The sequence below is a fragment of the Luteibacter aegosomatis genome (assembly GCF_023078455.1).
GTDB classification, from domain to species: Bacteria; Pseudomonadota; Gammaproteobacteria; order Xanthomonadales; family Rhodanobacteraceae; genus Luteibacter; species Luteibacter aegosomatis.
Window position 1 is genome coordinate 641,318 of the sequence record NZ_CP095740.1, and the last position, 26,183, is coordinate 667,500.

23 protein-coding genes (1 of these 23 cut by a window edge) are annotated in these 26,183 nt (G+C 67.3%); 12 read left to right on the top strand and 11 right to left on the bottom strand.

Annotation, left to right across the window (positions count from 1 at the left end; genetic code table 11):
* The first annotated feature begins 1 nt into the window (after position 1).
* Positions 2-1,849, top strand: a complete 1,848-nt coding sequence (gene thiC / locus L2Y94_RS02835) for a phosphomethylpyrimidine synthase ThiC (RefSeq protein WP_247373006.1) — start codon at positions 2-4, stop codon at positions 1,847-1,849.
* Positions 1,850-1,853: 4 nt separating this feature from the next.
* Here thiC and L2Y94_RS02840 read toward each other — a convergent pair whose 3' ends face one another.
* Positions 1,854-2,765, bottom strand: a complete 912-nt coding sequence (locus L2Y94_RS02840; RefSeq protein ID WP_247373008.1) for a hypothetical protein — start codon at positions 2,763-2,765, stop codon at positions 1,854-1,856.
* A 204-nt stretch (positions 2,766-2,969) separates the two neighbouring features.
* Between L2Y94_RS02840 and L2Y94_RS02845 the strand changes: the two genes are divergently transcribed.
* Together L2Y94_RS02845 and L2Y94_RS02850 are read left to right on the top strand one after the other, a co-directional pair.
* Positions 2,970-3,542 carry a ferritin-like domain-containing protein gene (locus L2Y94_RS02845; RefSeq protein WP_247373009.1) on the top strand — a complete coding sequence of 191 codons (573 nt, stop codon included), beginning with the start codon at positions 2,970-2,972 and terminating at the stop codon, positions 3,540-3,542.
* Between the two features lie 44 nt (positions 3,543-3,586).
* Positions 3,587-4,603, top strand: a complete 1,017-nt coding sequence (locus tag L2Y94_RS02850; protein ID WP_247373010.1) for a DUF2333 family protein — start codon at positions 3,587-3,589, stop codon at positions 4,601-4,603.
* Between the two features lie 246 nt (positions 4,604-4,849).
* Here L2Y94_RS02850 and ppa read toward each other — a convergent pair whose 3' ends face one another.
* The 6 genes from ppa to L2Y94_RS02880 all read right to left on the bottom strand — a co-directional run bounded on the left by ppa (position 4,850) and on the right by L2Y94_RS02880 (position 12,368).
* Positions 4,850-5,383 carry an inorganic diphosphatase gene (gene ppa, locus L2Y94_RS02855; protein WP_247373011.1) on the bottom strand — a complete coding sequence of 178 codons (534 nt, stop codon included), beginning with the start codon at positions 5,381-5,383 and terminating at the stop codon, positions 4,850-4,852.
* A 203-nt stretch (positions 5,384-5,586) separates the two neighbouring features.
* Positions 5,587-7,710: a prolyl oligopeptidase family serine peptidase gene (locus L2Y94_RS02860; protein ID WP_247373012.1), complete on the bottom strand. Its 2,124-nt coding sequence runs from the start codon at positions 7,708-7,710 to the stop codon at positions 5,587-5,589.
* A gap of 168 nt (positions 7,711-7,878) precedes the next feature.
* Entirely contained in the window at positions 7,879-9,927 is a 2,049-nt protein-coding gene (locus L2Y94_RS02865; RefSeq protein ID WP_247373013.1) for a sodium-translocating pyrophosphatase, read from the bottom strand.
* A gap of 196 nt (positions 9,928-10,123) precedes the next feature.
* Complete coding sequence (locus L2Y94_RS02870; protein ID WP_247373014.1) at positions 10,124-10,531, bottom strand: RcnB family protein; 408 nt, start codon at positions 10,529-10,531, stop codon at positions 10,124-10,126.
* Between the two features lie 15 nt (positions 10,532-10,546).
* Positions 10,547-10,960, bottom strand: coding sequence for an RcnB family protein (locus L2Y94_RS02875; protein WP_247373015.1), 414 nt, complete (start codon positions 10,958-10,960; stop codon positions 10,547-10,549).
* Positions 10,961-11,081: 121 nt separating this feature from the next.
* A complete protein-coding gene (locus L2Y94_RS02880) occupies positions 11,082-12,368 on the bottom strand; it encodes an amidohydrolase family protein (RefSeq protein WP_247373016.1) in 1,287 nt (428 codons plus the stop codon).
* Between the two features lie 91 nt (positions 12,369-12,459).
* Between L2Y94_RS02880 and L2Y94_RS02885 the strand changes: the two genes are divergently transcribed.
* Both L2Y94_RS02885 and L2Y94_RS02890 read left to right on the top strand, forming a co-directional pair.
* The gene (locus L2Y94_RS02885) at positions 12,460-13,674 is read left to right on the top strand and encodes a putative DNA modification/repair radical SAM protein (RefSeq protein ID WP_425602427.1); all 1,215 of its coding nucleotides are present in this window, start codon (positions 12,460-12,462) and stop codon (positions 13,672-13,674) included.
* Positions 13,674-15,086 (top strand): UdgX family uracil-DNA binding protein, encoded by a 1,413-nt coding sequence (locus L2Y94_RS02890; RefSeq protein ID WP_247373017.1) that lies wholly within the window; start codon positions 13,674-13,676, stop codon positions 15,084-15,086. Before L2Y94_RS02885 ends, L2Y94_RS02890 begins: the two co-directional genes overlap by 1 nt.
* 113 nt (positions 15,087-15,199) lie before the next feature.
* Here L2Y94_RS02890 and L2Y94_RS02895 read toward each other — a convergent pair whose 3' ends face one another.
* Complete coding sequence (locus L2Y94_RS02895; RefSeq protein WP_247373018.1) at positions 15,200-16,456, bottom strand: 6-phosphofructokinase; 1,257 nt, start codon at positions 16,454-16,456, stop codon at positions 15,200-15,202.
* A gap of 195 nt (positions 16,457-16,651) precedes the next feature.
* Between L2Y94_RS02895 and L2Y94_RS02900 the strand changes: the two genes are divergently transcribed.
* The 6 genes from L2Y94_RS02900 to L2Y94_RS02925 all read left to right on the top strand — a co-directional run bounded on the left by L2Y94_RS02900 (position 16,652) and on the right by L2Y94_RS02925 (position 23,276).
* On the top strand, positions 16,652-17,233 hold the full coding sequence (locus L2Y94_RS02900) for an adenylate kinase (RefSeq protein WP_144913450.1): 582 nt from the start codon (positions 16,652-16,654) through the stop codon (positions 17,231-17,233).
* Positions 17,234-17,293: 60 nt separating this feature from the next.
* Positions 17,294-18,652 carry a UDP-N-acetylmuramate:L-alanyl-gamma-D-glutamyl-meso-diaminopimelate ligase gene (gene mpl, locus L2Y94_RS02905; RefSeq protein WP_247373020.1) on the top strand — a complete coding sequence of 453 codons (1,359 nt, stop codon included), beginning with the start codon at positions 17,294-17,296 and terminating at the stop codon, positions 18,650-18,652.
* Positions 18,653-18,662: 10 nt separating this feature from the next.
* Positions 18,663-19,265, top strand: coding sequence for an LON peptidase substrate-binding domain-containing protein (locus tag L2Y94_RS02910; RefSeq protein WP_247373021.1), 603 nt, complete (start codon positions 18,663-18,665; stop codon positions 19,263-19,265).
* A 7-nt stretch (positions 19,266-19,272) separates the two neighbouring features.
* A complete protein-coding gene (locus L2Y94_RS02915; protein ID WP_247373023.1) occupies positions 19,273-20,088 on the top strand; it encodes an SDR family oxidoreductase in 816 nt (271 codons plus the stop codon).
* 198 nt (positions 20,089-20,286) lie between these two features.
* Positions 20,287-21,621 (top strand): sigma-54 interaction domain-containing protein, encoded by a 1,335-nt coding sequence (locus tag L2Y94_RS02920; RefSeq protein ID WP_247373025.1) that lies wholly within the window; start codon positions 20,287-20,289, stop codon positions 21,619-21,621.
* A 401-nt stretch (positions 21,622-22,022) separates the two neighbouring features.
* Entirely contained in the window at positions 22,023-23,276 is a 1,254-nt protein-coding gene (locus tag L2Y94_RS02925; RefSeq protein ID WP_247373026.1) for an acetylornithine/succinylornithine family transaminase, read from the top strand.
* Between the two features lie 71 nt (positions 23,277-23,347).
* On the opposite strand, the gene hemL is transcribed toward L2Y94_RS02925, so the two are convergent.
* Together hemL and thiE are read right to left on the bottom strand one after the other, a co-directional pair.
* Positions 23,348-24,631 (bottom strand): glutamate-1-semialdehyde 2,1-aminomutase, encoded by a 1,284-nt coding sequence (gene hemL / locus L2Y94_RS02930; RefSeq protein ID WP_247373027.1) that lies wholly within the window; start codon positions 24,629-24,631, stop codon positions 23,348-23,350.
* A complete protein-coding gene (gene thiE / locus L2Y94_RS02935; protein WP_247373028.1) occupies positions 24,628-25,275 on the bottom strand; it encodes a thiamine phosphate synthase in 648 nt (215 codons plus the stop codon). The genes hemL and thiE overlap by 4 nt, the downstream gene beginning before the upstream one ends.
* Before the next feature lie 96 nt (positions 25,276-25,371).
* On the opposite strand from thiE, the gene L2Y94_RS02940 reads away from it, so the two are divergent.
* Positions 25,372-25,563 carry a rubredoxin gene (locus tag L2Y94_RS02940; RefSeq protein WP_144913470.1) on the top strand — a complete coding sequence of 64 codons (192 nt, stop codon included), beginning with the start codon at positions 25,372-25,374 and terminating at the stop codon, positions 25,561-25,563.
* A 245-nt stretch (positions 25,564-25,808) separates the two neighbouring features.
* Here the strand turns inward: L2Y94_RS02940 and L2Y94_RS02945 are convergent, their stop codons facing one another.
* Positions 25,809-26,183, bottom strand: partial view of a DUF192 domain-containing protein gene (locus tag L2Y94_RS02945; protein ID WP_247373029.1) — the 3' portion only. Its footprint extends 72 nt past the window's final position; 375 of the gene's 447 nt are visible here — the last part of the coding sequence; its start codon lies off the right edge, out of view — the gene reads right to left on this strand; its stop codon occupies positions 25,809-25,811.

The window sequence follows — 26,183 nt, forward strand, 5'->3', positions numbered from 1 at the left end:
GATGAATGCCATGCCCTCCGACCTGGCCCGCGCCGCGCGCGAGCTGTCCGAATCCGTTACCGCGCCGATCCCCGGCTCCCGCAAGGTCCATGTGACCGGCAGCCGGCCCGACCTGCGCGTGCCCATGCGCGAGATCGCCCAGGCCGACACGCCCACGTTGTTCGGCGGCGAAGCCAATCCGCCCATCGTGGTCTACGACACGTCGGGGCCGTACACCGACCCCGCCCACGCCGTGGACCTCGCCGCCGGCCTGCCGGCCCTGCGCGCGGCGTGGATCGAGGAGCGCGGCGACGTGGCACGCCTCGACGGGCTGTCGTCGGCCTTCGGCCGCGCCCGTGCCGAGGACGCCCGGCTGGATGCCATCCGTTTCGGCCACGCCCGCCACCCCCTGCGCGCGAAACCGGGCGCCAACGTCACCCAGATGCATTACGCCCGCCGGGGCATCGTCACGCCGGAGATGGAGTTCGTCGCGATCCGAGAAAGCCAGCGCCTGGAGGCGCTGGGCGACGGCGCCCTGCGCTCGCAGCATCCCGGCGAGTCGTTCGGCGCCGCCACGCCGCGGCGGATCACGCCCGAGTTCGTCCGCGACGAGGTGGCCCGTGGACGGGCGATCATCCCGGCCAACATCAACCACCCGGAAGCCGAGCCGATGATCATCGGCCGCAACTTCCTCACCAAGGTCAACGCCAACATCGGCAACAGCGCGGTCAGTTCGGGCATCGCCGAGGAAGTGGAAAAGCTGGTCTGGGCCATCCGCTGGGGCGGCGACACGGTGATGGACCTCTCCACCGGCAAGCATATCCACGAAACCCGAGAATGGATCGTCCGCAATTCGCCGGTGCCGATCGGCACGGTACCGATCTACCAGGCGCTGGAGAAGGTGGGCGGCGTGGCCGAAGAGCTTTCCTGGGAGATCTTCCGCGACACGCTCATCGAGCAGGCCGAGCAGGGCGTGGACTACTTCACGATCCACGCCGGCGTGCTGCTTCGCTTCGTGCCGCTCACCGCGCGGCGCGTGACCGGCATCGTCTCGCGCGGCGGATCGATCATGGCCAAGTGGTGCCTGGCCCATCATCGGGAGAATTTCCTCTACACGCACTTCGAGGACATCTGCGAGATCATGAAGGCCTACGACGTGTCCTTCAGCCTCGGCGACGGTCTGCGCCCCGGCAGCATCGCCGACGCGAACGATGCGGCGCAGTTCGGCGAGCTGGACACGCTGGGCGAGCTTACCCGGGTGGCCTGGAAGCACGACGTGCAGTGCATGATCGAAGGCCCCGGCCACGTGCCCATGCACCTCATCAAGGAAAACATGGAGCGCCAGCTGGAAAAGTGCCACGAGGCGCCGTTCTACACGCTGGGCCCGCTCACCACGGACATCGCCCCCGGCTATGACCACATCACCAGTGCCATCGGCGCGGCGATGATCGGCTGGTTCGGCACGGCGATGCTCTGCTACGTCACGCCGAAGGAACACCTGGGCCTGCCCAACCGCCAGGACGTGCGCGACGGCATCGTCACCTACAAGATCGCCGCGCATGCCGCCGACCTTGCCAAGGGCCATCCCGGCGCGCAGGTGCGCGACAACGCGCTGTCGAAGGCGCGCTTCGAGTTCCGTTGGGACGATCAGTTCAACCTCGGCCTGGACCCCGACAAGGCCCGCGAATTCCACGACGAGACGATGCCCAAAGACGCCCACAAGTCGGCGCATTTCTGCTCGATGTGCGGGCCGAAGTTCTGTTCGATGAAGATCACCCAGGACGTGCGCGACTACGCCGCCGAGCAGGGCATGGCGGAAAAATCGGCCGAGTTCATCGCGCAGGGAGGCGACGTCTACCGGCGAGCCTGACGCCTCAGGTGGCTCGAGGCAGGCGGCCCGTGGCCTTCATCGCCATGACGTCGCCCGCGTCGGCCGCGGCCTGCAGCCAGGGCTGCGTCGCTTGCCACCATGCGGTGACGCTCGCTTCGGTGGCGGCGGCGCCGTAGGGACGCGCTGGCGGCAATCGCACATGTACCGGCATCGGCGGCCAGCGGGTGAACTCGGGAATCAGACTGTCAAGCCAGACGACGCCGGCGAAGGCGAACTCCCCCGCGGTCAGCGGACCTCGCACGGATATCTCCACGTCGTTGAGCCAGCAGACGCCCCTGTCTGCGCGGGCCGCCTGCACCTCGTTGAAGAGATAGGAAACCACCACGCCCACGGGCACGGGGTGCTTGGCCGATAGACTGCGCGTGTGGTTGTCGATGCCCCCGGCGGCGAGAGCCGCCAGTTCTTCAGCGGTGGACGTGCTGAAGGGCAGCCAGCAGGTTCCGCGGTTGCCGTTGCCCATGGTGAAGGTGGGATTGTCCACCGGGCCTTCGGACACCAGTTGGCCGTCGTTGCGCAAGGCATCCCAGCAGAAATGCGAATTGGCGAACGCCCGGTGCAGTAACAGGTCGCGGCCGGCGCCTGCCAGCACCTTCAGCAGGTCGCGGCGCGCCGCCGTGCTCGATATCTGGAACGCCAGCTCGCCCGGCACGATGCCGAAGGCCTGCGTGGCTTCCGTGGCGGTCGCGATGGGAGTGAGCTCGCCCACCTGCCGGTTGACGTGAACGGACAGGCCGTCGATCCGATAGACCTCATCGGGGTGAAGCGTGCGGGACATCTCCAGGTACTTGGGCGGCTTGCCATCGACCGACTCGATGAGCAGCTTCGCCCTCGGCCTGGCGCTGGGGAGGGGCTGCGAGGTACGCAGGCCGAAGGTCTGGCGCAACGAGTCGAACATGGGGGCGGCCGGGGGGACGGGAACACCTAGTGTGTGGCGTCTTCCGACCGGTCGGAAATTCACCGGCGTTATACGTGCCATAACGACGGCGGATACGCGAAGAGGGGAGTGCGAACCATTCGCGCGGGCCTTCACCCGGCTTTTCCAGTGGCGCCCCTACCTTTCACGGTAGTCACGATCCCACGCTCCGAAGGAGACCAGGCCATGGCCAACCCCAAGCCATTCGTAAGCGATATCGAAAACATCCGCCGACGTGCCCGCGAACACATCGACAAGGGCGCCATCACGGCGGGCTACCGTGCCGACCGCGAAACGGTGATCAAGCTGCTCAACGAAGCGCTCGCCACTGAGATCGTCTGCACGCTGCGTTACAAATATCACTACTACATGGCCCCGGGCATCCATTCGCAGAGCGTGAAAGCCGAGTTCCTCGAGCATGCCCAGCAGGAACAGGAGCACGCCGACCGCATCGCCGAGCGCATCACCCAGCTCGACGGCACGCCCAACTTCAATCCGGAAGGCCTCCTGTCGCGCAGTCATGCCGATTACGTCGAAGGCGTCGACCTGGTCGACATGATCAAGGAAGACCTCGTCGCCGAGCGCATCGCCATCGACAGCTATCGCGACATCGTCAATTACATCGGCGAAGACGATCCGACCACGCGCCGCATCATGGAAGACATCCTCGCGCAGGAGGAAGAACACGCCGAGGACATGGCCACGCTGCTGGAGAATCTCGGCAAGAAGGGCGAGCCGGCCGCGCCCGCGAAGCACTGACCGGGTAAGCTGGGGCCATCGTTCGCAACATAAGGAGCACCGTCATGAACGCGACCGCCGCCCCCGCGCCCCGGCGCCGACGCAACCCCTTGAGTATCGTGATCGCCTTGCCGGTGGCGATCCTCGTGCTCCTGGTGCTGATCCTCATGTGGTGGTGGGACACCGAGCCGGAGCCGTTCGACCCGGTCGCGGTGACCACCACGCATATGAAGGAGATCGGCCGCCCGATGTCCACGGGAGCCGTCACCACTTACGCATTGATCCGTTCGGTGGAAACCCTCACCGACAAGCGCGGCGGTTACCTCAGCAACGACCGCCTGCCGCCCGGGGTGTTCATGGACAACATCCCCAATTGGGAATTCGGTTCGCTCACGGCCTCGCGCGATCTCGCCCGCGCCTTGCGCAACGATTTCAGCCGTTCGCAGACGCAGTCCACCGAAGACAAGTCGCTGGGCGAGGCCGATCCGTTGCTCAACAGCCCGAACGACCGCTGGCTGTTTCCCAGTTCCGAGTCGCAGTACGGCAAGGCGGTGGACGACCTGGAGGACTACCTCGGCCGGTTGAGCGACGCGCAGGACGGCAACGCGCATTTCTACGCGCGTGCCGACAACCTGGCCGATTACCTGCAGACGGTCTCGGCTCGCCTGGGCTCGCTCTCGCAGCGGCTGTCGGCCAGCGTGGGCCAGCTCAAGGTCGATGCCGCGCCCAATGCCGACGTGGGCGCCAACGCGGGGCCGGCGAAGGCGGTCTACGTGAAGACGCCCTGGAACAAGATCGACGACAACTTCTACGAGGCGCGCGGCTATACGTGGACCTTGCTCGAACAGCTCAAGGCGATTCGCCACGACTTCGCGCCGATCCTGCGGTCGAAGAACGCCGACGCGAGCCTGCAGCAGGTGATCCGCGAGCTGGAGGAATCGCAGAAGTCGCTCGGCAGCCCGGTGGTGCTCAACGGTTCGCCGTTCGGTTTCTTCGCCAATCATTCGCTGGTGATGGCCAACTACATCTCGCGGGCGAACGCGGCGATCATCGATTTGCGGGGGCTCTTGGGACGGGGCTGATCGCTGTGTTACGACCGAAGGGTGGGAGCGGACCCTGTCCGCGAATCCTCGAAATCGCTATCCCGAAGCAGGCTCTTCAATGCATCGAGCGAGCGGTAAAGCCTCGCCCGACCACCGCACGGCTTCATTGGCCGTGAGTGAAGCCTGAGGGTTCGCGGACAGGGTCCGCTCCCACCCTTCGGTAGCGGCGTTGGCGCATCAAAAAAGCCGCCGGAAACCCGGCGGCTTTTTTGCACGGTCAGGCGCTTACTTCGACGCCTTGTACCGCTCGATACCCGCCGTGATCTCGGCCTTGGCCTCGTCGGCGCCGACCCAGCCGTCGACCTTCACCCATTTGCCCTTCTCCAGATCCTTGTAGTGCTCGAAGAAGTGGCCGATGCGCTCCAGCCAGTGGCCCGACACCTGTCCGATGTCCTTGATGTGCGCGTAACCGGCGAAGATCTTCTCGACCGGCACCACCAGCAGCTTTTCGTCGGAACCGGCTTCGTCGGTCATCTTCAGCATGCCGACGGGATGGCAGCGGATCACCGAGCCCGGCACCAGGGAAAGGGGCAGGATCACCAGCGCGTCGAGCGGATCGCCGTCGCCGCCCAGGGTGCCCGGGACGTAACCGTAGTTGCACGGGTAGCGCATCGGGGTGGAGAGGATGCGGTCGACGAAGATCGCGCCGCTGTCCTTGTCGACCTCGTACTTGACGGGCTCGGCGTCCTTGGGGATCTCGATGATGACGTTGATGTCGTCCGGCACGTTCTTGCCGGCGGGGACGAGGTGCAGGCCCATGGGGGAAGGTTCCTTAGGTTCGTGGAGGTGGTCAGCCCCCAAGGATAGCGGCGGCGCGCGGGTAAGTCAGCCGCCCGATGGCCCGCTCTTAAAGCGTAAACCGCAAGTGACGGCCGGAAAAATCGCCCTGCCGGCTTGCACTTACGGTTCACGACGGGCCACGGCCCCGACTTCCGGGCGCGCAGCGTTCAGTCGCCCGCCCCTTATTTCAGGTGATCCCAAAGCCACACATACGCCAGCGCGCTCATGAACGCCGACTGCTTGTTGTCGGCCGCGGCCCCGTGGCCGCCTTCCATGTTCTCGTAGAAGCTGGCGTCCAGGCCCATCGCCTGCATGCGGGCGGCCATCTTGCGGGCATGCACCGGGCCCACGCGGTCGTCGCGGGTGGAGGTGGTGAACAGCACCGGCGGGTAGGCCGTGCCCTTGTGCAGGTTGTGGTACGGCGAGAAGGTCTGGATGAATTTCCATTCCTCGGGGTTGTCCGGGTTACCGTACTCGGCCATCCACGAAGCGCCGGCCGACATGTGCGGATAGCGCTTCATGTCGAGCAGGGCCACCTGGCTCACCACGGCGCCGTAGAGCTGCGGGTATTGGGTGAGCATGTTGCCCGCGAGCAGGCCGCCGTTGCTGCCGCCCATCATGCCCATGTGCTTCGGGCTGGTGATCTTGCGGTCGATGAGGTCTTGCGACACGGCCGCGAAGTCCTCGTAGGCACGCGGACGGTTGGCCTTCATCGCCGCCTGGTGCCAGCGCGGACCGTACTCGCCGCCGCCGCGGATGTTGGCCACCACGTAGACGCCGCCCTTTTCCAGCCAGGCGCGCCCCGCGCTCGCCGCGTAGGCCGGCTGCAACGAGATCTCGAAACCGCCGTAGCCGTAGACCAGGGTCGGATTGCTGCCGTCGGTCTTCAGCGACTTCGGCGCGATTTCGAAGTAAGGCACCTTCGTGCCGTCTTTCGAGGTGGCGAAGTGCTGGGTGACCGCGTAGTTCGAGGCGTCGAAGAAGGTCGGCGTGTGCTTGAGCGCGTCCCGGCCCTCATGGCCGAGCGTGCCGTAGTAAAGCGTGGTCGGCTGCAGGAAGCCGGTGACGGTGAGGAAGTAGTCGTCGCCGTCGTCGGCATCGATGCCGATGGCCTGCATGGCGCTGAGCGCGGGCGCGCCGCCCAGCGCATCGCTCTTCCACGCGCCCTTGTCGGCCGGTGTCAGCACGCGCACCTCGCTCACCACGTCGTGCATGAGGTTGAGGAACAGGTGGTGGCGCGTCCACGAGTAACCGGCGAGCGAGGTATGCGCGTCGGGCGTGAACAGCGGCAGCAGTTCGCGCTTGCCCGCCATGTAGTCGTCGAACTTCGCGGCCAACAGCGAGCCGGACGCGTACGTGGTGCCGCCCGCCGTCCAGTCGGTGCGCAGTTCGATCAGCAGCCATTCGCGCTCGACGTCGGTGATGGCGTCGTCGGGCACGTCGATCTTCGTCAGCTTGCCGTCCTTGCCGCGCAGGAAGGTCTGGCTGGTGTAGAAGTCCATCGCGCGCTGCACGAAGTCGCGCTCGAAACCGGGCGTGCGGTCGCGGAAGGCCGAAATGGCCATGTCGTCGTGCTTGCCCTCGTACACCGTGGTGGCGCTGGACAGCGGCGTGCCGCGCTTCCACTCCTTGACGATGCGCGGGTAGCTGGAATCGGTCATCGAGCCCGGGCCGAAATCGGTGGCGACGTAGAGGTGGTCGTCGTCGATCCAGGCGACCTGGCTCTTGGCCTCGGGCAGGGTGAAGCCGTCCTTGACGAAGGTCTTGGTGGTGAGGTCGAACTCACGGACCACGTCGGCATCGGCACCGCCGCGCGACAGCGACACGAGGCATCGGCGATACTCGGGTTTCAGGCAGGTGGCGCCGTGCCACACCCAGTTTTCCTTTTCGCTGGCCGAAAGGGCGTCGAGGTCGATCACCGTTTCCCAGGCGGGCTTGTCCTTGCGGTACTCGGCCAGGGTCGTGCGCCGCCAGAGGCCCTTGGGATGGTCCTTATCGCGCCAGAGGTTGTAATAGCGGTCGCCGATCTTGGAGACCATCGGGATCTTCGCGTCCGAGTCGAGCATCTCCAGGATGCGCGCGTCGAGGGTCTTGAAATCGTCGCCCTGGGCGTACTTTTCGACGGTCTTGGCGTTCTCCGCCTTCACCCAGGCAAGGGGCTTGGCGCCGTCGATGTCGTCGAGCCAGAGGTTTTCGTCGTCGCCGGCGGCCTGGGCGGCCGGGGCGGGGGTTTTCGGGAGGTCGTGGGCTTGGGTCATGCCCGACAATGTGAGGGCAATGGCCAGCGCAATCCAGCGGTGATGCATGGGAACCCCTTGAGGCGATCGATTCCCGTGACCTTAGCTCAGGCAGCCTCGAGGACGACCCATGACTTTCGCCCTAGGGTTCGCCGATACGATCGGCTCCCACCCCTTCGGTAGCGAGGTGACTACCGAAGGGGTGGGAGCCGATCGTATCGGCGAATCCAGGTCGCCTCAGAGCAACGGAATCAACAACAACGCCACGATATTGATGATCTTGATCAACGGATTCACCGCCGGGCCGGCCGTGTCCTTGTACGGATCGCCCACCGTGTCGCCCGTGACCGCCGCCTTGTGCGCATCCGAGCCCTTGCCGCCGAAATGGCCGTCTTCGATGTATTTCTTGGCGTTGTCCCAGGCGCCGCCGCCGGTGGTCATCGAAATGGCCACGAACAGGCCGGTGACGATCGTCCCGATCAGCACGCCACCCAGCGCCTGCGCGCCGGCTTCGGGGCCGCCCAGCCACTTGAAGCCGAAGATCACCACCACCGGCACCAGCACCGGCAGCAGCGAGGGCACCAGCATCTCCCGGATGGCGGAGCGGGTAAGCATGTCCACCGCGCGGGAATAGTCCGGTTTGGTGGTGCCCTGCATGATCCCGGCGATCTCGCGGAACTGTCGCCGCACCTCCTCGACGACCGCTCCCGCGGCGCGACCCACCGCCTCCATCGCCATGGCGGCGAACAGGTACGGAATCAGGCCGCCGATCAGCAGGCCGATGATCACGTAGTGGTTGGAGAGGTCGAAGCGCACTTCCGCGCCGCCGAAGTGCAGGCCGAGGTTGTGCGTGTAGTCGGCGAACAGCACCAGCGCGGCCAGGCCGGCCGAGCCGATGGCGTACCCCTTGGTCACGGCCTTGGTCGTGTTGCCCACGGCATCCAGCGGGTCGGTGACGCCACGCACGTCGGCCGGCAGTTCGGCCATCTCGGCGATGCCGCCGGCGTTGTCGGTGATCGGGCCGTAGGCATCCAGCGCCACCACCATGCCGGTCATGCTGAGCATCGCCGTGGCGGCGATGGCGATGCCGTAGAGGCCGGCCAGCGCGAACGCGCCCCAGATCGCCGCGCACACCGCCAGCACCGGCAACGCCGTGGACTTCATCGACACCCCCAGGCCCGCGATGATGTTCGTCGCGTGCCCCGTGGTGGACGACTGCGCCACGTGGCGCACCGGCCTGTATTCCGTGGCGGTGTAGTACTCGGTGATCACCACCATCGCGCCGGTGAGCACCAGGCCGATGATCGCGCAGCCGTAGATGCGTGTCGTGCCGTACGCGGAATCGGCCATCAGCGACTGCGTGATGGGCCAGAAGGCGATGGCCGCGAGCAAGGCGGAGACGAACACGCCGGCGTAGAGCGCGTTCATGATCTTGCCGCCGCGGGTCTTCACGAAGAACGTGCCGATCACCGAGGCCACGATCGACGCCCCACCCAGCACCAGCGGATAGAGGATGCCCGAGGGTCCCGTCTCGGTCGCCAGCACGCCGCCCAGCAACATGGTGGCGATGAGCGTCACCGCATAGGTTTCGAACAGGTCGGCCGCCATGCCGGCGCAGTCGCCCACGTTGTCGCCGACGTTATCCGCGATCACCGCCGGATTGCGGGGATCGTCTTCGGGGATGCCCGCTTCCACCTTGCCCACCAGGTCGGCACCCACGTCGGCGCCCTTGGTGAAGATGCCGCCGCCCAGGCGGGCGAAGATCGAGATCAGCGACGAACCGAAGGCGAGGCCGACCAGCGCGTGCAGCACGTGGCCGCGTTCGTAGCCCATGTGGGTGAGTACGCCGTAATAGCCGGCCACGCCGAGCAGGCCCAGCCCCACCACGAGCATGCCGGTGACCGCGCCCCCGCGAAACGCCACCGCCAGGGCAGAAGAAAGGCCGCTCCTGGCGGCCTCGGCGGTACGCACGTTGGCACGAACCGAGACGTTCATGCCGATGTAGCCGGCGGCTCCCGAGAGGATCGCCCCCAGCGCGAAGCCGATGGCGGTGCCCCAGTCGAGGAAGATGCCGATGAGCAGGAAAAGCACGATGCCGACCACGCCGATGGTGGCGTACTGGCGGTTGAGGTAGGCGCGGGCGCCCTCCTGGATGGCCGCGGCGATTTCCTGCATTCGTTCGTTGCCCGGCGATCTGGCCAGTACCCAACTGACCGAAAATGCGCCGTACAGAATCGCCACGACCGCACATCCCAGCGCGATCCATAAACCGTACTGTTGCAGCATCGAAGCCTCCCCGAATTGTGGGAGCCCGGCAGGGCTCGATCCGAGTATAGGCAGGGAAGGCGGGGAAACCTGTTGTGCGCTGCGCCACACCTCGTCGTCGCTCCTGCGAAGACCGGAACCCAGTATCGCGTGCCCGCGCTTCGGCCGGACGAGAGACGCTGGGCTCCTGCCTCCGCAGGAGCGACGGCGTGTGACGTTACTGCTGAAGCACGATGTCCGCGATGATGCCCGTGGCGACCGCGACCAGGAGGAACTGGCCGTCGTCGTCGTCGCGCACCCAGTGATAGCCGCGCGGCGGCTCACGCAATCCGCGGTAGTCGTGCCAGCGGTCGACCACGATCACGCGCCCGTCGTAGCGATGGCCGCGCTCCCAGTGATGGTGCGCCCAGGGCGGCGGCCCACGATGGTCCACCACGCGAGGCGGCGGGGGCGGCGGACCGCGATGATGATCGTCGTGCCAGTCACGACGATCGTCGTGGCGGTCGTCGCGGTGATCGTCATGCCAGTCGCGATGGTCCTGGATCGGCGACGGCGTGAAGGCGAAGGCCGGGGCGATGACGCCAGCGGCGGCGACGGCGAAAACCAGCTTGCCCAGCATCTTCATACGAGGTGTCTCCGTTTAGCGTGTGGCGATATCGAGAATGACGCCGGTGGCGACCGCCACCAGCAGGAAGTCGCTGTTGTCGCGGACCCAGTAGGATCCACGCGGCGGCGGACGCAGGCGGTAGTAGCCGTAGTCGTTGATCACCACGCGTTGGCCGTAGTAGCGGTGACCCCGTTCCCAGCGGCCGCCGTAGTGCGGGCCGTAGTACGGGCGCGGGCCGTAATAGCGCGGCGGCGCGTGGTGGTAGTAGCGGTCGTGGCCGTAATACGGACGCGGCGGCGGGCGGTGGCCGTGCCAGCCGCGGTCGTGGTGGTCGTAGCCATGGCGCCCCCGGTCGTGCCAGCCGTGGTCGTGGTCCGGTGCGGCGAACGCTGCCGTGGTGGTGGCCAACGCCAGCGTGGCAAGGGCGGTACGCAAGAAGGTTTTCATGGCTCGTCTCCCAAGACGACCGTCATGCCGTGAGGCTGGTCGACGATTCGCATCCTAGGAATGGAATCCTGAACCGAAAGGTTCATGAAAGAGAGTTTTTACGCCTGACGCGAAAACCCGTTCAGCTAATCGAGCCAGGCCGGAATTCCAGACCCGCCTCCGGCGGGCGTTCCGCAAGATACAGCGACGATTTCCGTTCAGCCGAGCGTGCCAGCACGCGCCCTTCACGCATCACCAGCAGCCGGTTCGCGCGCAATCGGATGGCTTCGTGCACGTCGCCGGCCTGCAGGAGAACGAGGTCCGCGCGACGGCCTTCGGCCAGGCCGTGTTCGTCGAGCCCGAGCACGCGGGCGGCGTTGACGGTGACCGCGTCGAAACACCGGGACACGCCTTCCATCGATGTCATCTGCGCCACGTGCAGGCCCATGTGCGCCACCTCGAGCATGTCGCCCGAGCCCATGCCGTACCACGGGTCCATCGCGCAGTCGTGGCCGAAGGCCACGTTGACGCCGGCCGCCAGCAGCTCGGGCACGCGGGTCATGCCGCGACGTTTCGGATACGTATCGTGGCGCCCCTGCAGGGTGATGTTGATCAGCGGATTGGCGATGGCGTGCACCCCGGCTTCCGCGATGAGCGGCAACAGCTTGGATACGTAGTAGTTGTCCATCGAATGCATGGACGTCAGGTGCGAGCCGGTGACGCGCCCCTGCAGGCCGGTGCGTATCGTTTCGGCCGCCAGGATTTCGATGTGCCGCGACAGGGGATCGTCGGATTCGTCGCAGTGCATGTCCACGCGCAGACCGCGCTCGGCGGCCAGCTCGCACAGCCAGCGGATGGATGCCGCGCCGTCGGCCATCGTGCGTTCGAAATGCGGGATGCCGCCGATCACGTCGACGCCGCGGTCGAGCGCGCGCACGAGGTTCGCTTTCGCGTTCGGCGAACGAAGCAGGCCGTCTTGCGGAAAGGCCACCAGCTCCAGGTGCAGGTAGGGCGCCATGCGCCGTTTCACCTCGAGCAGGGCGTCCACGGCGAGCAGCCGGTCGTCGCACACGTCGACATGGCTGCGGATGGCGAGCAGGCCCTGGGCCACGGCCATGTCGCCATAGGCCATGGCGCGGTTCACCAGGGCGTCCACCGTGAGGTCGGGCTTGAGTTCGCCCCACAGCGCGATGCCTTCGAGCAGGGTGCCCGAGGCGTTCAATCTGGGCAGGCCGAGCGAAAGGGTGGCATCCATGTGGAAGTGCGCGTCGACGAACGGCGGCGAGACCAGCCGGCCCCCGGCATCGATCTCTTCCGTGCCCTCGGCGTCGAGGCCGGGGCGAATGGCGGCGAAACGGCCGTCGCGGATGCCGATGTCGACGTCGCGGCGGCCGTCCGGGAGGGTGGCGTGTCGAATGATGAGATCCATGCCGGCGATCATAGCCCGTCGTACCGGCGCAGGCCGGCGCGACGGTGTCTTCACGCGCCCGGCAAACCCTTGCGGCACCATATCCACACCCATGGACATCTCCGAAAAGCTCGCCATCCTCGCCGACGCCGCCAAGTACGACGCCTCGTGCTCGTCCAGCGGCGGCAAGGGCCGGAACTCGCTCGGTACGGGCGGCATCGGCTCCACCGAAGGCATGGGCATCTGCCACGCCTACGCGCCGGACGGGCGCTGCATTTCGCTGCTGAAGATCCTGCTTACCAACTTCTGCGTCTACGACTGCGCCTATTGCGTGAACCGCCGTTCGAGCAACGTGCGCCGTGCCCGCTTCACGCCCGAGGAAGTGGTGGAGCTGACGCTGGAGTTCTACCGGCGCAACTACATCGAAGGCCTGTTCCTGTCGTCGGGCATCATCCGTTCCCCCGACTACACGATGGAACAGCTGGTTCGCGTGGCGCGTTCGCTCCGCACGGAGCATCGCTTCGGCGGCTACATCCACCTGAAGACCATTCCCGACGCGTCGCCGGAGTTGATCGACGCCGCAGGGCGCTGGGCCGACCGCCTCAGCATCAACGTGGAGATGCCGACGGAAACCGGCCTCAAATCGCTGGCGCCCGAAAAACATGCCGGCGACATCCGCAGCGCGATGGGCCGGTTGCGCCTGGCCATCGACGAGGCGAAAGCCGAAAAGAAGGCACCGCGCTTCGCGCCGGCGGGACAGAGCACGCAGATGATCGTCGGTGCCGATGCCGCCAACGACCGCGACGTGCTGGTGACGAGCAGCAATCTCTATACGAACTATCGGCTTCGCCGCGTCTACTATTCGGCCTTCAGCCCGATCCCCGACGCGTCGAAGATCCTGCCGCTGAAGCCGCCGCCGCTGGTGCGCGAGCATCGTCTCTACCAGGCCGACTGGCTGATGCGTTTCTACGGCTTCCGCGCCGACGAGATCGCCCCGCCGGGCGACAGCGGCATGCTGCCGCTGGACATCGATCCGAAGCTGGGCTGGGCGCTTCGTCATCGCGAGCGTTTTCCCGTGGACGTGAACAAGGCACCGCGCGAGATGCTCCTGCGCGTGCCGGGCCTGGGCGTGAAGACGGTGGACAAGATGATCGCCATGCGCGCGCACAAACGCATCCGTTACGACGACCTCGTGCGCCTGCGCGTGCCCGTGCGCAAGGTGGCGCCCTTCGTGGAAACGATCGACCACCGCCCACGTGGCGACCACGAAAGCATCGTGCTGCGTCGCGACCTGCGTGAACCGGCGCAACCCGACCTGTTCGGCTGATGTACCGCGTCACCCTCGACGATCCGTCCAGCCTCGGCGAATGGCGAAGCAAGGCGCGGGCCTTGCTGCTCGCCGGCATCGAGCCCGCGCAGGTGGAATGGCAAGCGGAAAGCGGCGGATTGTTCGGCGCCGCCGATGCCTTGCCGCCGCCGCGCGACGACGTACGGCCCCCTGGCGTGCCGCGCGACTTCGTCACGCTCGCGAACGGCGTGCTGGCGCATTCGGATCCGCGCCGTCATGCCGTGCTCTATCGCATGCTCTGGCGCCTCGCCCACGGCGAGAAGCACCTGCTGTCGGTCGCCACGGACGACGACGTGGCCTGGACACGCGCCTGCGTGAAACAGGTCGGTCGCGACATGCACAAGATGAAGGCCTTCGTCCGCTTCCGCGAGGTGAAGCTGGACGGTGAGAGCGTGTACGTGGCGTGGTTCGAACCGGCGCACGACATCGTCACGCGCGTGGCGCCGTTCTTCGTGCGGCGCTTCACGGGCATGCGCTGGTCGTTGCTCACGCCGTCACGCACCGCCCACTGGGACGGCGCCACCCTGTCGTTCGGGCCGGGCGCGAGCCGCGCGGATGCACCGTCGGACGATGCGCTGGAAGACCTGTGGCGAACCTATTACGCCAGCATCTTCAATCCGGCCCGGTTGAAGGTGGACGCGATGCGTCGCGAAATGCCGGTGCGTTACTGGAAGAACCTGCCGGAAGCGCGGCTCATCCCCGAACTGGTGCGCGATGCGCTGCCGAGGATGCAGGCCATGGTCGAGAAGCAACCCACGGTGCCGAGGAAGAAGATCACGCCCTTGCAAAAGGCCGCGGACGATGCGCCCGAGGGCAGCCTCACGGCCTTGCGCAAACAGGCGAAGGATTGTCGCGCATGCGACCTGTGGAAGCCCGCCACGCAGACGGTATTCGGTGAGGGACCGGCGCATGCGCGCATCGTGGTGATCGGCGAACAGCCGGGCGACCAGGAAGACCTCGCCGGAAAGCCCTTCGTCGGACCGGCGGGCAAGCTGTTCGACCGCGCATTGGGCGACGCCGGCGTCGAGCGCGACCAGCTCTACGTCACCAACGCGGTGAAGCATTTCCGGTTCGAACCGCGCGGCAAGGTGCGCCTGCACAAACGTGCCAGCGCCGAACAGCAGGCGGCATGCAGGCCGTGGCTGGCGGCGGAGATCGACCGGATCCAGCCGGAACGGATCGTCTGTCTCGGCGCGATGGCGGCGCAGGCGGTGTTCGGGTCGTCGTTCCGGCTGATGGCGCAGCGCGGCGAATGGCTGGACTTGCCCGACGGGCGCAAGGCGATGGCGACGGTGCATCCGTCGTACCTGTTGCGGGTGCCGGATCCCGGGGAGCGGGAGAAGGCCTATGCGGAGTTCGTGCGGGACCTGGCGCTCATGCGGGATGACTGAGGCGTCGTGATTCGCCGATGCGATCGGCTCCCACCCCTTCGGTAGCGACGGTTCGAAAACCCGGCCTACCGAAGGGGTGGGAGCCGATCGCATCGGCGAACCCGGGTAGCGGCTCACCCCACCTTGAACTTCTTCAACTTCTTCGGCACCGAAGCGTTCTTCAGCGTCACGTACACCGGCAGCCCGTCCTCGCCGTAAGGCGGCGGCACCTCGCCCTGGATCAACGGCGCGAGGTACTTCCGGGCCGCGGACGTAATGCCGAATCCGTCCTTCGACATGAAGCTCTTCGGCATCTTCTTCTCGTGGTTGGCGATCTTGTCCAGCGGCGCGGCCTCGATGGTCCACTTGTACGGCTCGTCGGACTTGCGCACGATCACCGGCATCACGGCGTTGAGGCCTTCGGCCGCGTATTCGACCGCTTTCTTGCCCACCGCGTAAGCCTGGTCGACGTCGGTCTTCGAGGCGACGTGTCGCGCGGAGCGCTGAAGATAGTCGGGCAGGGCCCAGTGGCATTTGTAGCCGAGCTTCTCGCGCACCAGCGCCACCAGCACGGGCGCCACGCCGCCGAGCTGCGCGTGGCCGAACGCGTCGTGCGCGCCGGATTCGGCGAGGAAGCGGCCGTCGGCATCCTTCACGCCTTCGGAAGCCACCACGGTGCAGTAGCCCACCTTCTCGACGGTGGCCTGCACGCGGGCGAGGAAGGTTTCGGCATCGAACACGTTTTCGGGAAAGAGGATCACGTGCGGCGGATCGCCCGCCTTGTTGCCGGCGAGGCCGGCGGCCGCGGCGATCCAGCCGGCATGGCGGCCCATCACCTCGATGACGAACACCTTGGTCGAGGTATCGGCCATCGACGCCACGTCGAGGCTGGCCTCGCGCACGGATATCGCGGTGTACTTCGCCACCGAGCCGAAGCCGGGGCAGGTGTCGGTGACCACCAGGTCGTTGTCGATGGTCTTCGGCACGCCGATGCAGTTCACCTCGTAGCCCAACGCGTGGCCGATCTTCGAGACCTTGTTGGCCGTGTCGGCCGAATCGTTGCCGCCGTTGTAGAGGAAGGTGCGGATGTCGTGCGCGCGGAACACCTCGATGAGGCGCTCGTATTCGGCACGATTCTCTTCCAGCGACTTCAGCTTGTAGCGGCAGGAGCCGAACGCGCCGCCCGGCGTATGCCTCAGCGCCGCGATGGAGGCCTTGGCTTCCTTGGTGGTGTCGATCAGTTCCTCGCGCAGCGCGCCGAGGATGCCGTTGCGGGCGGCGTAAACCACCATGCCCTTATCCCGCGCCGTTTCGATCACGCCGGCGGCGGTGGCGTTGATGACGGCGGACACGCCGCCCGACTGGGCGTAGAGGATCTTGCCGGCGGCCATGCTGCGCTTCCTTCTTCGTGGGAGTGGCCCCAGCGTAGCGCGTGCCGCGTCGGCGCGGGCTCAACGGCTGCGGCGCCTTGCCACGCCCATGTAACGGGCGTTTGACGACGCGCCCCCCTGCCAGTACCTTGAGACCCATTTTCTTGTGTCCGGCGGCGATTCCTAGGACTCCCGCCCGACGAAAACGGAGCATCCATGCGACTCGTGCTATTCGGCGCCCCCGGTTCGGGCAAGGGCACCCAGGCGGCCGTCCTCAAGGCGGACCTGGGCATTCCGCACATCTCCACCGGCGATCTCCTGCGCGCCGAGATCAAGGCGGAATCCGAACTGGGCAAGAAGGCCAAGGCGATCATGGACGCCGGCCAGCTGCTGTCCGACGACATCATGCTGGGCATCATCGAAGATCGCCTGAGCCAGCCCGACGCCAAGCCGGGTTTCATCCTCGACGGCTATCCGCGCAACCTCGCCCAGGCCGCGGCGCTCGACGAGGTGCTGGCGCGCATCGGCCAGCCGCTCGACGTCGTGATCAAGCTCGAGGTGCCCAACGAGGCCATCGTCGATCGCTGCGTGGTGCGTTTCGAGAAGGAGCACCGCCCGGACGACAACCCCGAGACGGTCAAGAAGCGCCTGGCCATCTACGCCGACCAGACGGCTCCCGTGGCCGAGTTCTACGCCAAGCGCGGCAAGCTCAAGGTGGTGGACGGCGTGGGCGAACTCGCCGACGTCACCGCCCGCATCAAGGCCGCGCTCAACGACGCGGTCGCCGCCAGCGCCTGATCCCACCGGCCCGCCGTCCCTGGCGGGCCTTTCGCCGTTCCGGCGTCTCGAGCCCCAGCCATGCGCGTCCATATCCTCGGTATCTCCGGCACCTTCATGGGCGGCGTGGCCGCGCTCGCGCGCGAGTTGGGCCTCACGGTGGAGGGCTCCGACGCCAACGTCTACCCGCCCATGAGTACCCAGCTCGAGCGCCTGGGCATCCAGCTGATGCAGGGTTACGAGGCGAAGCACCTGCAACCGGCGCCCGACCTGGTCGTGGTGGGCAATGCCATGTCGCGCGGTAATCCGGCGGTGGAATACATGCTCGACGAGGGCATGCGCTACGTCTCCGGTCCGCAATGGCTGGGCGAGACCCTGCTCGGCGGCCGCGAGGTGCTGGCCGTGGCCGGCACCCACGGCAAGACCACCACCACGAGCCTGCTGGCCCACCTGCTCGAAAGGGCGGGGCAGTCGCCCGGCTTCCTCATCGGCGGCGTGCCCGGCAATTTCGACGTGTCCGCGCGGCGTGGCGAAGGCAGGCCCTTCGTCATCGAGGCCGACGAATACGACTCGGCCTTCTTCGACAAGCGCTCGAAGTTCGTCCATTACCGGCCGCGCATCGCCATCCTCAACAACCTCGAATACGACCACGCCGACATCTTTCCCGACGTGGCCGCGATCCAGCGCCAGTTCCACCACCTCGTGCGCACGGTGCCCGGTAACGGCCGGCTCATCGTCAACGCGGAAGATCCTTATCTGGCCGAGGTGCTGGCGATGGGCGCGTGGACGCCGGTGGAGACCTTCGGCATCGACGCGGGCGACTGGCGCGCCGAACTCGTCGCGGCCGACGGTTCGCATTTCCGCGTGTCGAAGGGCGGCACCGTGCTCGGCGAGATCCGCTGGAACGCCCTGGGCCGGCACAACGTGATGAATGCGCTCGCCGCGCTGGCGGCGGCGAACGCCGCCGGGGCCGATCCGGTGGCCCTGTTGCCGGCCTTTGCGGATTTCGCCAGCGCGCGGCGCCGCATGGAAGTGATCGGCAGCGCGCGGGGCGTCACGGTCTACGACGATTTCGCCCATCATCCGACGGCCATCGCCACCACCCTGGCGGGGCTTCGCGCGAAGGTGGGTGCGTCGCGCATCCTCGTGGCGCTGGAGCCCCGCTCCAATTCGATGCGCCTGGGCGCGCACGCCGATGCGCTGGCGCCCTCGCTGGCCGATGCCGATCGCGTGGTGTTCCTGCAACGTCCGGAGCTGCCGTGGGATGCGGCCAAGGTCATCGGCGCACTTCACGGGCACGGCGTCGCCGTGCCGTCGGTGGACGCGCTGGTCGCCACGCTCGCGGACGAGGCCCGCGACGGCGACCATGTGGTGTTCATGTCCAACGGCGGTTTCGAAAACGCGCCGCGGCGCTTCTTTGCCGCGCTCGACGCGGGTTAGACTGACGGGCATGGCCGCGACCACGCCCGCGCACGACCTGCCGCTCTTTCCGCTCTCGAACGTCCTCTTCCCGGACGGTCATCTCCAGTTGCGCATCTTCGAGCCGCGTTATCTCGACCTGGTGCGCGAATGCGCGCGCACGGGGCGGCCTTTCGGCGTGTGCATGATCCTCGAGGGGCGCGAGGCCGGACAGCCGGCCATCCCGGCCGCCGTGGGCACGCTGGCCACCATCACCGATTTCCACACCCGCGAAGACGGCCTGCTTGGCATCGTGGCCCAGGGCGGGCTGCGCTTCCGCGTGCTGCGCACCCGGGTGCGTTCGGATGGCCAGGTGAGAGGCGACATCGCCACCTGGACCACCGAGGAAACCCTCCCCGTGCCCGCCGAATTCGGCCTGCTCGCCACGATCCTCGAGCGGCTGGCCGAGCAGATGATGCCCGCGTGGCGCCATGACGTGGCGGCGCGCGCCGACGATGCGAGCTGGGTGGGCTTCCGCCTCTGCGAGCTCTTGCCGCTCGACCCGGAGGAGTGCCAGCACATGCTCGAACTCGACGATCCGCTGCAGCGCCTGGCCGAGTTGCGCGACATCCTTCCGCGTTTCCAGCGCGGCTGAGGCTCCCATGGCATCGCTCGCGGGAAAGACGCTGTTCATCACCGGAGCCTCGCGCGGCATCGGCCTGGCCATCGCGGTGCGCGCGGCGCGCGACGGCGCCAACGTGGTGATCGCGGCCAAGAGCGGCGTGCCCAATCCGAAACTACCCGGCACGATCCACACCGCCGCCGCGGCGGTCGAAGCCGCCGGTGGCGTCGCGCTGGCGCTCAAGGTGGACATCCGCGACGAAGCCGAAGTCCGCATGGCCGTCGCCACGGCCGCCGAGCGTTTCGGCGGCATCGATATCCTGGTGAACAACGCCAGCGCCATATGGCTGGCCGGCACCGAAGGCACGCCGATGAAGCGTTTCGACCTCATGCACGAGGTGAACACGCGCGGCACCTTCATGGTGACGCAGGCCTGCCTGCCGTGGTTGAAGCGTGCGGACAATCCGCACGTGCTCATGCTCTCGCCGCCGCCGAGCGTCGATCCGCGCTGGTATGCGCCTCACGTGGCCTACACCATCGCCAAGTTCGGCATGAGTCATTGCGTGCTGGGCATGGCGCCGGAGTTCGAGCCGTTCGGCGTCGCGGTGAACGCGCTATGGCCGAAGACGATCATCGCCACGGCAGCTATCGCCATGATCGACGGCGTGGACCCGACGCGTTGCCGGCGTCCCGAGATCGTCGCCGACGCGGCACATGCGATTCTCACGAAGCCTTCACGTGAATTCACCGGACGTTTCTTCATCGATGAAGACGTGCTTCACGATGCCGGCGTGCGCGACTTTTCCGGCTACGCGATGGACCCCTCGCAGGACTTGTTGCCGGATCTGTTTCTCTGACGCCGCCGGTTAGGACGACGGGTTAGCCCGTTTGGCGTATGGCCGCTTTCGGCAAGCCGTTATAACGTCCCATCCAGTCGCCATCGCTGGAACAAAGGCGGTGGAGCGTGGGGCTTGCCGACGGCAGGGGGTGTCGGTGGCGGGTCCGGATCACCCGCGAAGGCCGCGGCAGGCCACAGACACAGATGAGGAACGGGCATGTCTCGCGGGGAAACGTCAGGGCGTTGCGTCGTGTGGGTGGGCAGGCCGAGCGTCGAAGAGCACTTCGGTCTCATCCGGGCCGGCTGGCGAACGGTGGTGGCCGATCCGGCCCGCGATGGCGGCGGCTTGCCCGACTGCGGTCACCGCGCCATCGCCGTACTCGACCTGCGCGCGGCCACCGAACCCGCCGCGCGCATACTCTTCGAACTGAAGGAAAACCATCCCGACCTCGCCTGGATCGGCCTCACGGGCACCCGCGGATCGACGGATGACGATGCCCTGCGGCGACTGTTGCCGCAGGCGTTCCACGTCATCGAGGGCAATGCGCCGCTGGGGGCCTTGCGCCAGGCATTGCGCCGCGTGCCCGGCGACGACGTGGAGATCGACGACGAACCGCCGTCGCTGCTGACCGGCAGCAGCCCGGCGATTCGCACGCTGTCGCAGAACCTGCGCAAGTTCGCGCCCGTGGAACTGCCCCTGCTCATTACCGGCGAAACGGGCACGGGCAAGGAAATGGCCGCCCGCGCGCTGCATCAACTGTCCCCGCGTCGCGACAAGCCGTTCGCGGCGATCAACTGCGGCGCGTTGCCGGCCAACCTCGTGCAGTCGGAATTGTTCGGCCACGAACGGGGCTCGTTCACCGGTGCCGCATCGCGCCGCATCGGTCATTTCGAATCGGCGGACGGCGGCACCGTGTTCCTCGACGAGATCGGCGACCTGCCGCTCGAAGCCCAGACCAACCTCTTGCGCGTGCTGCAGGAAGGCACGATCGAGCGTATCGGCAGCTGCCAGTCGATCAAGGTGGACGTGCGCGTGCTCGCCGCCACGCACGTGGACCTGGAAAAAGCCGTGGCCCAGGGACGCTTTCGCGAAGACCTGTTCTACCGCCTGAACGTGCTTCGCCTGCGCATGCCGCCGCTCAGGGAGCGCACCGGCGACGTGGATCTGCTGGCCCAGCATTTCCTGGATGCCTTCCGCGAAAACTACGGCACCCGCGCGCGTGCGTTCAGCAGCGCGGCGCGGCAGGCGATGAACGCGTTTTCCTGGCCGGGCAACGTACGCGAACTGATGAATCGCGTGCAGCGAGCGGCGGTGGTCGCGGACGATGCGCTCATCACGCCCGACGACCTCGAGCTCAATGCCGAGACACGTGGCGCCGATCGCGACAGCCTGGGCAGCGCGCGCACGTCGGCCGAGCGCGAAGCCATCATGGATTGCCTGCGGGCCAGCGCCTTCAACATCAGCGAATGCGCCCGGCGCCTGCGCGTCTCGAGGGTCACGGTCTACCGCCTCTGCAAGAAACACCAACTGGCCATCGACCAGCTCCGATAACCGCGGGCCCGCCGCCGCGAGAGAAACTCCCGGCCCTCGGGGGACCGGGAGTTCCCATTCGCCCGTCCGGCTTGGCAGGGTCGCCGAAAGGAACGAACACCACTGGCGGGGAGCCTCGCCAAGCAAGGAGCAATCGCCGTGCCACGGCGATGCGGGCACTGATTCCCAAGGGTTTTCGGCCGCGGACGGAGCGCGGGGAGCCGTTCGGCGCTGTAGCGGCGGTTAATCAAGCGTTGCACGGGCGCTACAGGCGCGTTGTCGGCGCCCCTCCGGCCTTATACGATGGGCATCCCGCGCTCGCGCGGGCCCGGATCGATGTCGGACCGCAGACCGTACCGTGCGATTCCATCCGTCCCCAAGCTTGGGTTCCGGCGCTGCGGCCGAGGCCCGGAGTCGTTGCAATGTCGTCGTCGCATCCTGTCGATCCCTCCGACCTCATCGGCCTGGGCAAGCGCTATTGGCTGCCCGTCTATCGTCCCCGCGACGTGGTGCTCGACCACGGCAAGGGCGCTCGCGTGTGGGATACCGAAGGCCGCGACTACGTCGACTTCGGCGCCGGCATCGCCGTGAACGCGCTGGGCCACCAGGACCCCGATCTGGTGGAGGCGCTGGTCGCCCAGGCGCACAAGCTCTGGCACGCCAGCAACGTGTTCTACACCGAGCCCCCGTTGCGTCTGGCCGAGGAACTGGTCGGGCACGCGCCGTTCGCCGAACGCGTGTTCCTCTGCAATTCCGGCACCGAGGCCAACGAGGCCGCGATCAAGCTGGTGCGCAAGTGGGCCGCCGCGCAGGGGCGCGCGCCCGAAAACCGCGTCATCGTCACCTTCAAGGGCTCGTTCCACGGCCGCAGCCTCGCGGCGGTGACGGCCACCGCGCAGCCCAAGTACCAGGAAGGCTACGAGCCGCTTCCGGGCGGATTCCGCTACGTGCCGTTCAACGACGTGGCCGCGCTGGAAGATGCCTTCGCCCAGGGCGGCGTGGCCGCCGTCATGCTCGAGCCGGTGCAGGGCGAGGGCGGGGTGATGCCTGCCGCGCCGGGTTTCCTCAAAGCCGTGCGCGAGCTGTGCGACGAACACGATGCGCTGATGGTGCTCGACGAGATCCAGAGCGGCATGGGCCGCACCGGCACGCTGTTCGCCCATGCGCATGACCACGTCACCCCCGACATCGTCACGGTGGCCAAGGCGCTGGGTGCGGGCTTTCCGATCGGCGCCATGCTGGCGGGGCCCAAGGTGGCCCAGGTGATGCAGTTCGGCGCCCACGGCACCACGTTCGGCGGCAATCCGATGGCCGCCGCCGTGGCGCGCGTGGCGTTGCGCAAGATTTCCTCGCCGGAGATCCTGCTCAACGTGGAGCGCCAGGGCAACGACATCCGCAAGGGCCTGGACAAGTGCAACCACGAGTTCCACCTGTTCTCCGAGGTGCGTGGCCGCGGCCTGATGCTGGGCGCCGTGCTGGCGCCGGCCTACGCCGGACGGGCGGGTGAAATCCTCGATATCGCCGCGGCCCACGGCCTGCTGATGCTCCAGGCCGGCCCGGACGTGCTGCGCTTCGTGCCGCCGCTCAACATCACCGACGAGGAGGTGGCCGAGGGTCTCGACCGCCTGCACGCGACGCTCGCCGAGTTCGTGGCGGGACAGGCCAAGGTGGCCTGACGCACCGATAGCGTTCGAGGTCCGTCGCCCCGGCGCAGGCCGGGGCGTGCGGCACCGGCCGACGTGGGCGATTACGCTCCCAGCGTGGCGAACACCGCGTCCGCCGCGGCAATCGTGTCATCCAGCACCCCATCCGAATGCGCGCTGGACACGAAACCTGCCTCGAACGCTGACGGCGCGAGGTACACGCCGCGCTCCAGCATCCCGTGGAAGAACCGGTTGAACGCCGACACGTCGGCGGCGGTCGCCTGTGCATAGCTCTCCACCGTGTTCGCGGTGAAGAACAACCCGAACATTCCTCCTACGCGATTCACGCTGAAGGGAATGCCGTGCCTCTTCGCCGCCGCGGCGATGCCATCGGTCAGCCGGACCGTGCGCGCGGCCAGGTCGTCGTGGAAACCCGGGGCCTGGATCAGTTCGAGCATGGCCAGGCCCGCGGCCATCGCCACGGGATTGCCCGACAACGTGCCCGCCTGGTAGATCGGTCCCGCGGGCGCCACCTGTTCCATCAGGTCGCGGCGACCGCCGTAAGCGCCCACCGGCATGCCGCCGCCGATGATCTTGCCGAAGCAGGTGAGGTCGGGCGTGATGCCGTAGTGCGCCTGCGCTCCGCCGAGGGCGACGCGAAAACCGGTCATCACCTCGTCGAAGATCAGCAGCGCGCCATGTGCCGTGCACAACTCACGCAGGGCCTGGAGGTAACCGTCCTTCGGCGGGATGCAGTTCATGTTGCCCGCGACCGGCTCGATGATGAGTCCGGCGATGTCCGCGCCGTGTTCGGCGAAGAGCGCCCGGGCAGCGTCGATATCGTTATAGGGCAGGGTGAGCGTGAGGTCGGCGGCGGCCTTGGGCACGCCGGGGGACGTGGGCACGCCGAACGTGAGCGCGCCCGAACCGGCCTTCACCAGGAAGCTGTCGCCGTGGCCGTGGTAGCAGCCCTCGAACTTCACGATCTTCGAGCGGCCGGTGGCGCCACGGGCCAGGCGGATGGCCGACATCGTCGCTTCGGTGCCCGAGTTGACCATGCGCACCATCTCCACCGACGGCACGAGCTCGACGATGGCTTCGGCCATGGTGACCTCGGCGGCGCAGGGTGTGCCGAACGACAATCCGTCGCGCACGGCGCGTTCGACCGCTTCGCGCACGGCGGGATGGTTATGGCCGACGATCATCGGTCCCCATGAGCCCACGTAGTCGATGTAACGCTTGCCTTCGACGTCCCACAGGTAAGCGCCATCGGCACGCGCCGTGAAGAAGGGTTCGCCGCCCACCGACTTGAAGGCGCGCACCGGCGAGTTCACGCCGCCGGGCAGCAGCTGGCGGGCGCGGGCGAAGAGTTCCTGGTTGCTGGTCATCGAAGGATTCCGGGACGAGGGTCGAAAAGGTCGGCGAAGCGGCGCGTGGCCGTCTGGATATCGTCGGCCGCGAAGATCGCGGAGACGACGGCGAGGTAGTCGGCACCCGCGTCGATCACGACCCCGGCATTGTCCGGGGTCAGGCCGCCGATCGCCACGACCGGAAGGCCCAGGGCCTTCACCTGCGTCAACACGTCGTGCGACGCCACGGGGGCGTGCGGTTTGGTGGTCGAGGGATACATCGCGCCGAAGGCCAGGTAATCGGCGCCTTCGGCGGCGAGTTGGCGCGCGCGCTCTACCGATCCGTAGCAGGACACGCCGACGATCGCCTCCGCGCCGAGTTCGGCGCGGGCCTCGGCGATGGAGACGTCCTCCCGGCCCAGGTGGACGCCGCCGCCGGTGGCTTTCGCCAGGGCGACGTCGTCGTTGACGACGAAAACGGCGTCGTGGAGGGCGCACAGGCGCGACAGCTCGTCGGCCTCGGCGCGTCGGCGTTCGGCGTCCGTGGTCTTGTCGCGGTATTGGAGGATGCGTGCGCCACCGGCGAGGGCCGCCTCGACGGCGGCGAAGAGGTCGTCGCGGGGGCCGTCGGTGATGGCGTAGACGCCCTTGCCCTGGAGTCGCGTTCTGAGGAGGGTTGTCATGGCTTTCTCTGTAGGCGTGAAGGCGTGGCGGTGGCGCCGGCGCGTCGGGGGGTGACAGAATGAAGGACTTCCCGTCAGACCACAGTACGCGTGACCATGAGCCAGAACACCGAAACCACCCTTCGCAAATGGATGTGCGTCGTCTGCGGCTTCATCTACGACGAAGCCCTGGGCTTGCCGGACGAAGGCATCGAGCCGGGTACGCGCTGGGAGGATATCCCGGATACCTGGACCTGCCCGGACTGTGGCGTGACCAAGGACGACTTCGAAATGGTCGAGATGGACTGAGTCGCACCGATAGCGTCAGGGGATGGGGCTGACAGCGTTTCGCCCCATTCCGCCCGCCGCAAGGCACAGATGTCTGCTTCCATGGTTCCAGGGCCGCGCAACGCGAGCCTTTTCGTGGAGGAAGCCGACATGCAGCGTTTCATTCCCTTCGACGACCAATGGGACGAACTGGCCGGGCTGGACCCGGCCTCGCTGGTTCCCTATCACGTGGGCGTGCCGTGCGAGCACCGCCTGGCGCCGGAGCCTTACCTGACCGTGCCGACGTCGCCCTCGATGGTCAGCGGATCGCCCACCTTGAGCCCGAGCCTGCCCGCCGTGCCGGCGTTCAGCTCCAGGACGTAGCGCGCGCTACCGTCGCTGGGGTAGATCCCGCAGGGGTCGGCCTTGCAGGGCTGGGCGTTCAGCTGCATCGAGACGAGCTTGCGGTCCTTGTCGAAATAGAGGATGTCGAGCGGGATGAGGGTGTTCTTCATCCAGAAGGCCCGCGGTTCGTCGTCGGTGAAGACGAACAGCATGCTGTGGTCGGCATCCATGGCCTTCCGGTTCATCAGGCCCAGCTCACGCTGTTCGTCGGTCACGGCGAATTCGGTGGAGAATCGCTTCCCGTGCAGCGTCACGGC

Coding starts and splice junctions, on each gene's coding strand:
- L2Y94_RS02860 (WP_247373012.1), bottom strand. CDS start 7,710: ATGCATCACCGCTGGATTGCGCTGGCCATTGCCCTCACATTGTCGGGC.
- L2Y94_RS02895 (WP_247373018.1), bottom strand. CDS start 16,456: ATGGCCGCCGGCAAGATCCTCTACGCCCAGTCGGGCGGCGTGTCCGCC.
- thiC (WP_247373006.1), top strand. CDS start 2: ATGAATGCCATGCCCTCCGACCTGGCCCGCGCCGCGCGCGAGCTGTCC.
- L2Y94_RS02885 (WP_425602427.1), top strand. CDS start 12,460: ATGGACATCTCCGAAAAGCTCGCCATCCTCGCCGACGCCGCCAAGTAC.
- thiE (WP_247373028.1), bottom strand. CDS start 25,275: ATGACAACCCTCCTCAGAACGCGACTCCAGGGCAAGGGCGTCTACGCC.
- L2Y94_RS02875 (WP_247373015.1), bottom strand. CDS start 10,960: ATGAAAACCTTCTTGCGTACCGCCCTTGCCACGCTGGCGTTGGCCACC.
- mpl (WP_247373020.1), top strand. CDS start 17,294: ATGCGCGTCCATATCCTCGGTATCTCCGGCACCTTCATGGGCGGCGTG.
- hemL (WP_247373027.1), bottom strand. CDS start 24,631: ATGACCAGCAACCAGGAACTCTTCGCCCGCGCCCGCCAGCTGCTGCCC.
- L2Y94_RS02840 (WP_247373008.1), bottom strand. CDS start 2,765: ATGTTCGACTCGTTGCGCCAGACCTTCGGCCTGCGTACCTCGCAGCCC.
- L2Y94_RS02900 (WP_144913450.1), top strand. CDS start 16,652: ATGCGACTCGTGCTATTCGGCGCCCCCGGTTCGGGCAAGGGCACCCAG.
- L2Y94_RS02880 (WP_247373016.1), bottom strand. CDS start 12,368: ATGGATCTCATCATTCGACACGCCACCCTCCCGGACGGCCGCCGCGAC.
- L2Y94_RS02915 (WP_247373023.1), top strand. CDS start 19,273: ATGGCATCGCTCGCGGGAAAGACGCTGTTCATCACCGGAGCCTCGCGC.
- L2Y94_RS02865 (WP_247373013.1), bottom strand. CDS start 9,927: ATGCTGCAACAGTACGGTTTATGGATCGCGCTGGGATGTGCGGTCGTG.
- L2Y94_RS02940 (WP_144913470.1), top strand. CDS start 25,372: ATGAGCCAGAACACCGAAACCACCCTTCGCAAATGGATGTGCGTCGTC.
- ppa (WP_247373011.1), bottom strand. CDS start 5,383: ATGGGCCTGCACCTCGTCCCCGCCGGCAAGAACGTGCCGGACGACATC.
- L2Y94_RS02845 (WP_247373009.1), top strand. CDS start 2,970: ATGGCCAACCCCAAGCCATTCGTAAGCGATATCGAAAACATCCGCCGA.
- L2Y94_RS02850 (WP_247373010.1), top strand. CDS start 3,587: ATGAACGCGACCGCCGCCCCCGCGCCCCGGCGCCGACGCAACCCCTTG.
- L2Y94_RS02925 (WP_247373026.1), top strand. CDS start 22,023: ATGTCGTCGTCGCATCCTGTCGATCCCTCCGACCTCATCGGCCTGGGC.
- L2Y94_RS02910 (WP_247373021.1), top strand. CDS start 18,663: ATGGCCGCGACCACGCCCGCGCACGACCTGCCGCTCTTTCCGCTCTCG.
- L2Y94_RS02890 (WP_247373017.1), top strand. CDS start 13,674: ATGTACCGCGTCACCCTCGACGATCCGTCCAGCCTCGGCGAATGGCGA.
- L2Y94_RS02920 (WP_247373025.1), top strand. CDS start 20,287: ATGTCTCGCGGGGAAACGTCAGGGCGTTGCGTCGTGTGGGTGGGCAGG.
- L2Y94_RS02870 (WP_247373014.1), bottom strand. CDS start 10,531: ATGAAGATGCTGGGCAAGCTGGTTTTCGCCGTCGCCGCCGCTGGCGTC.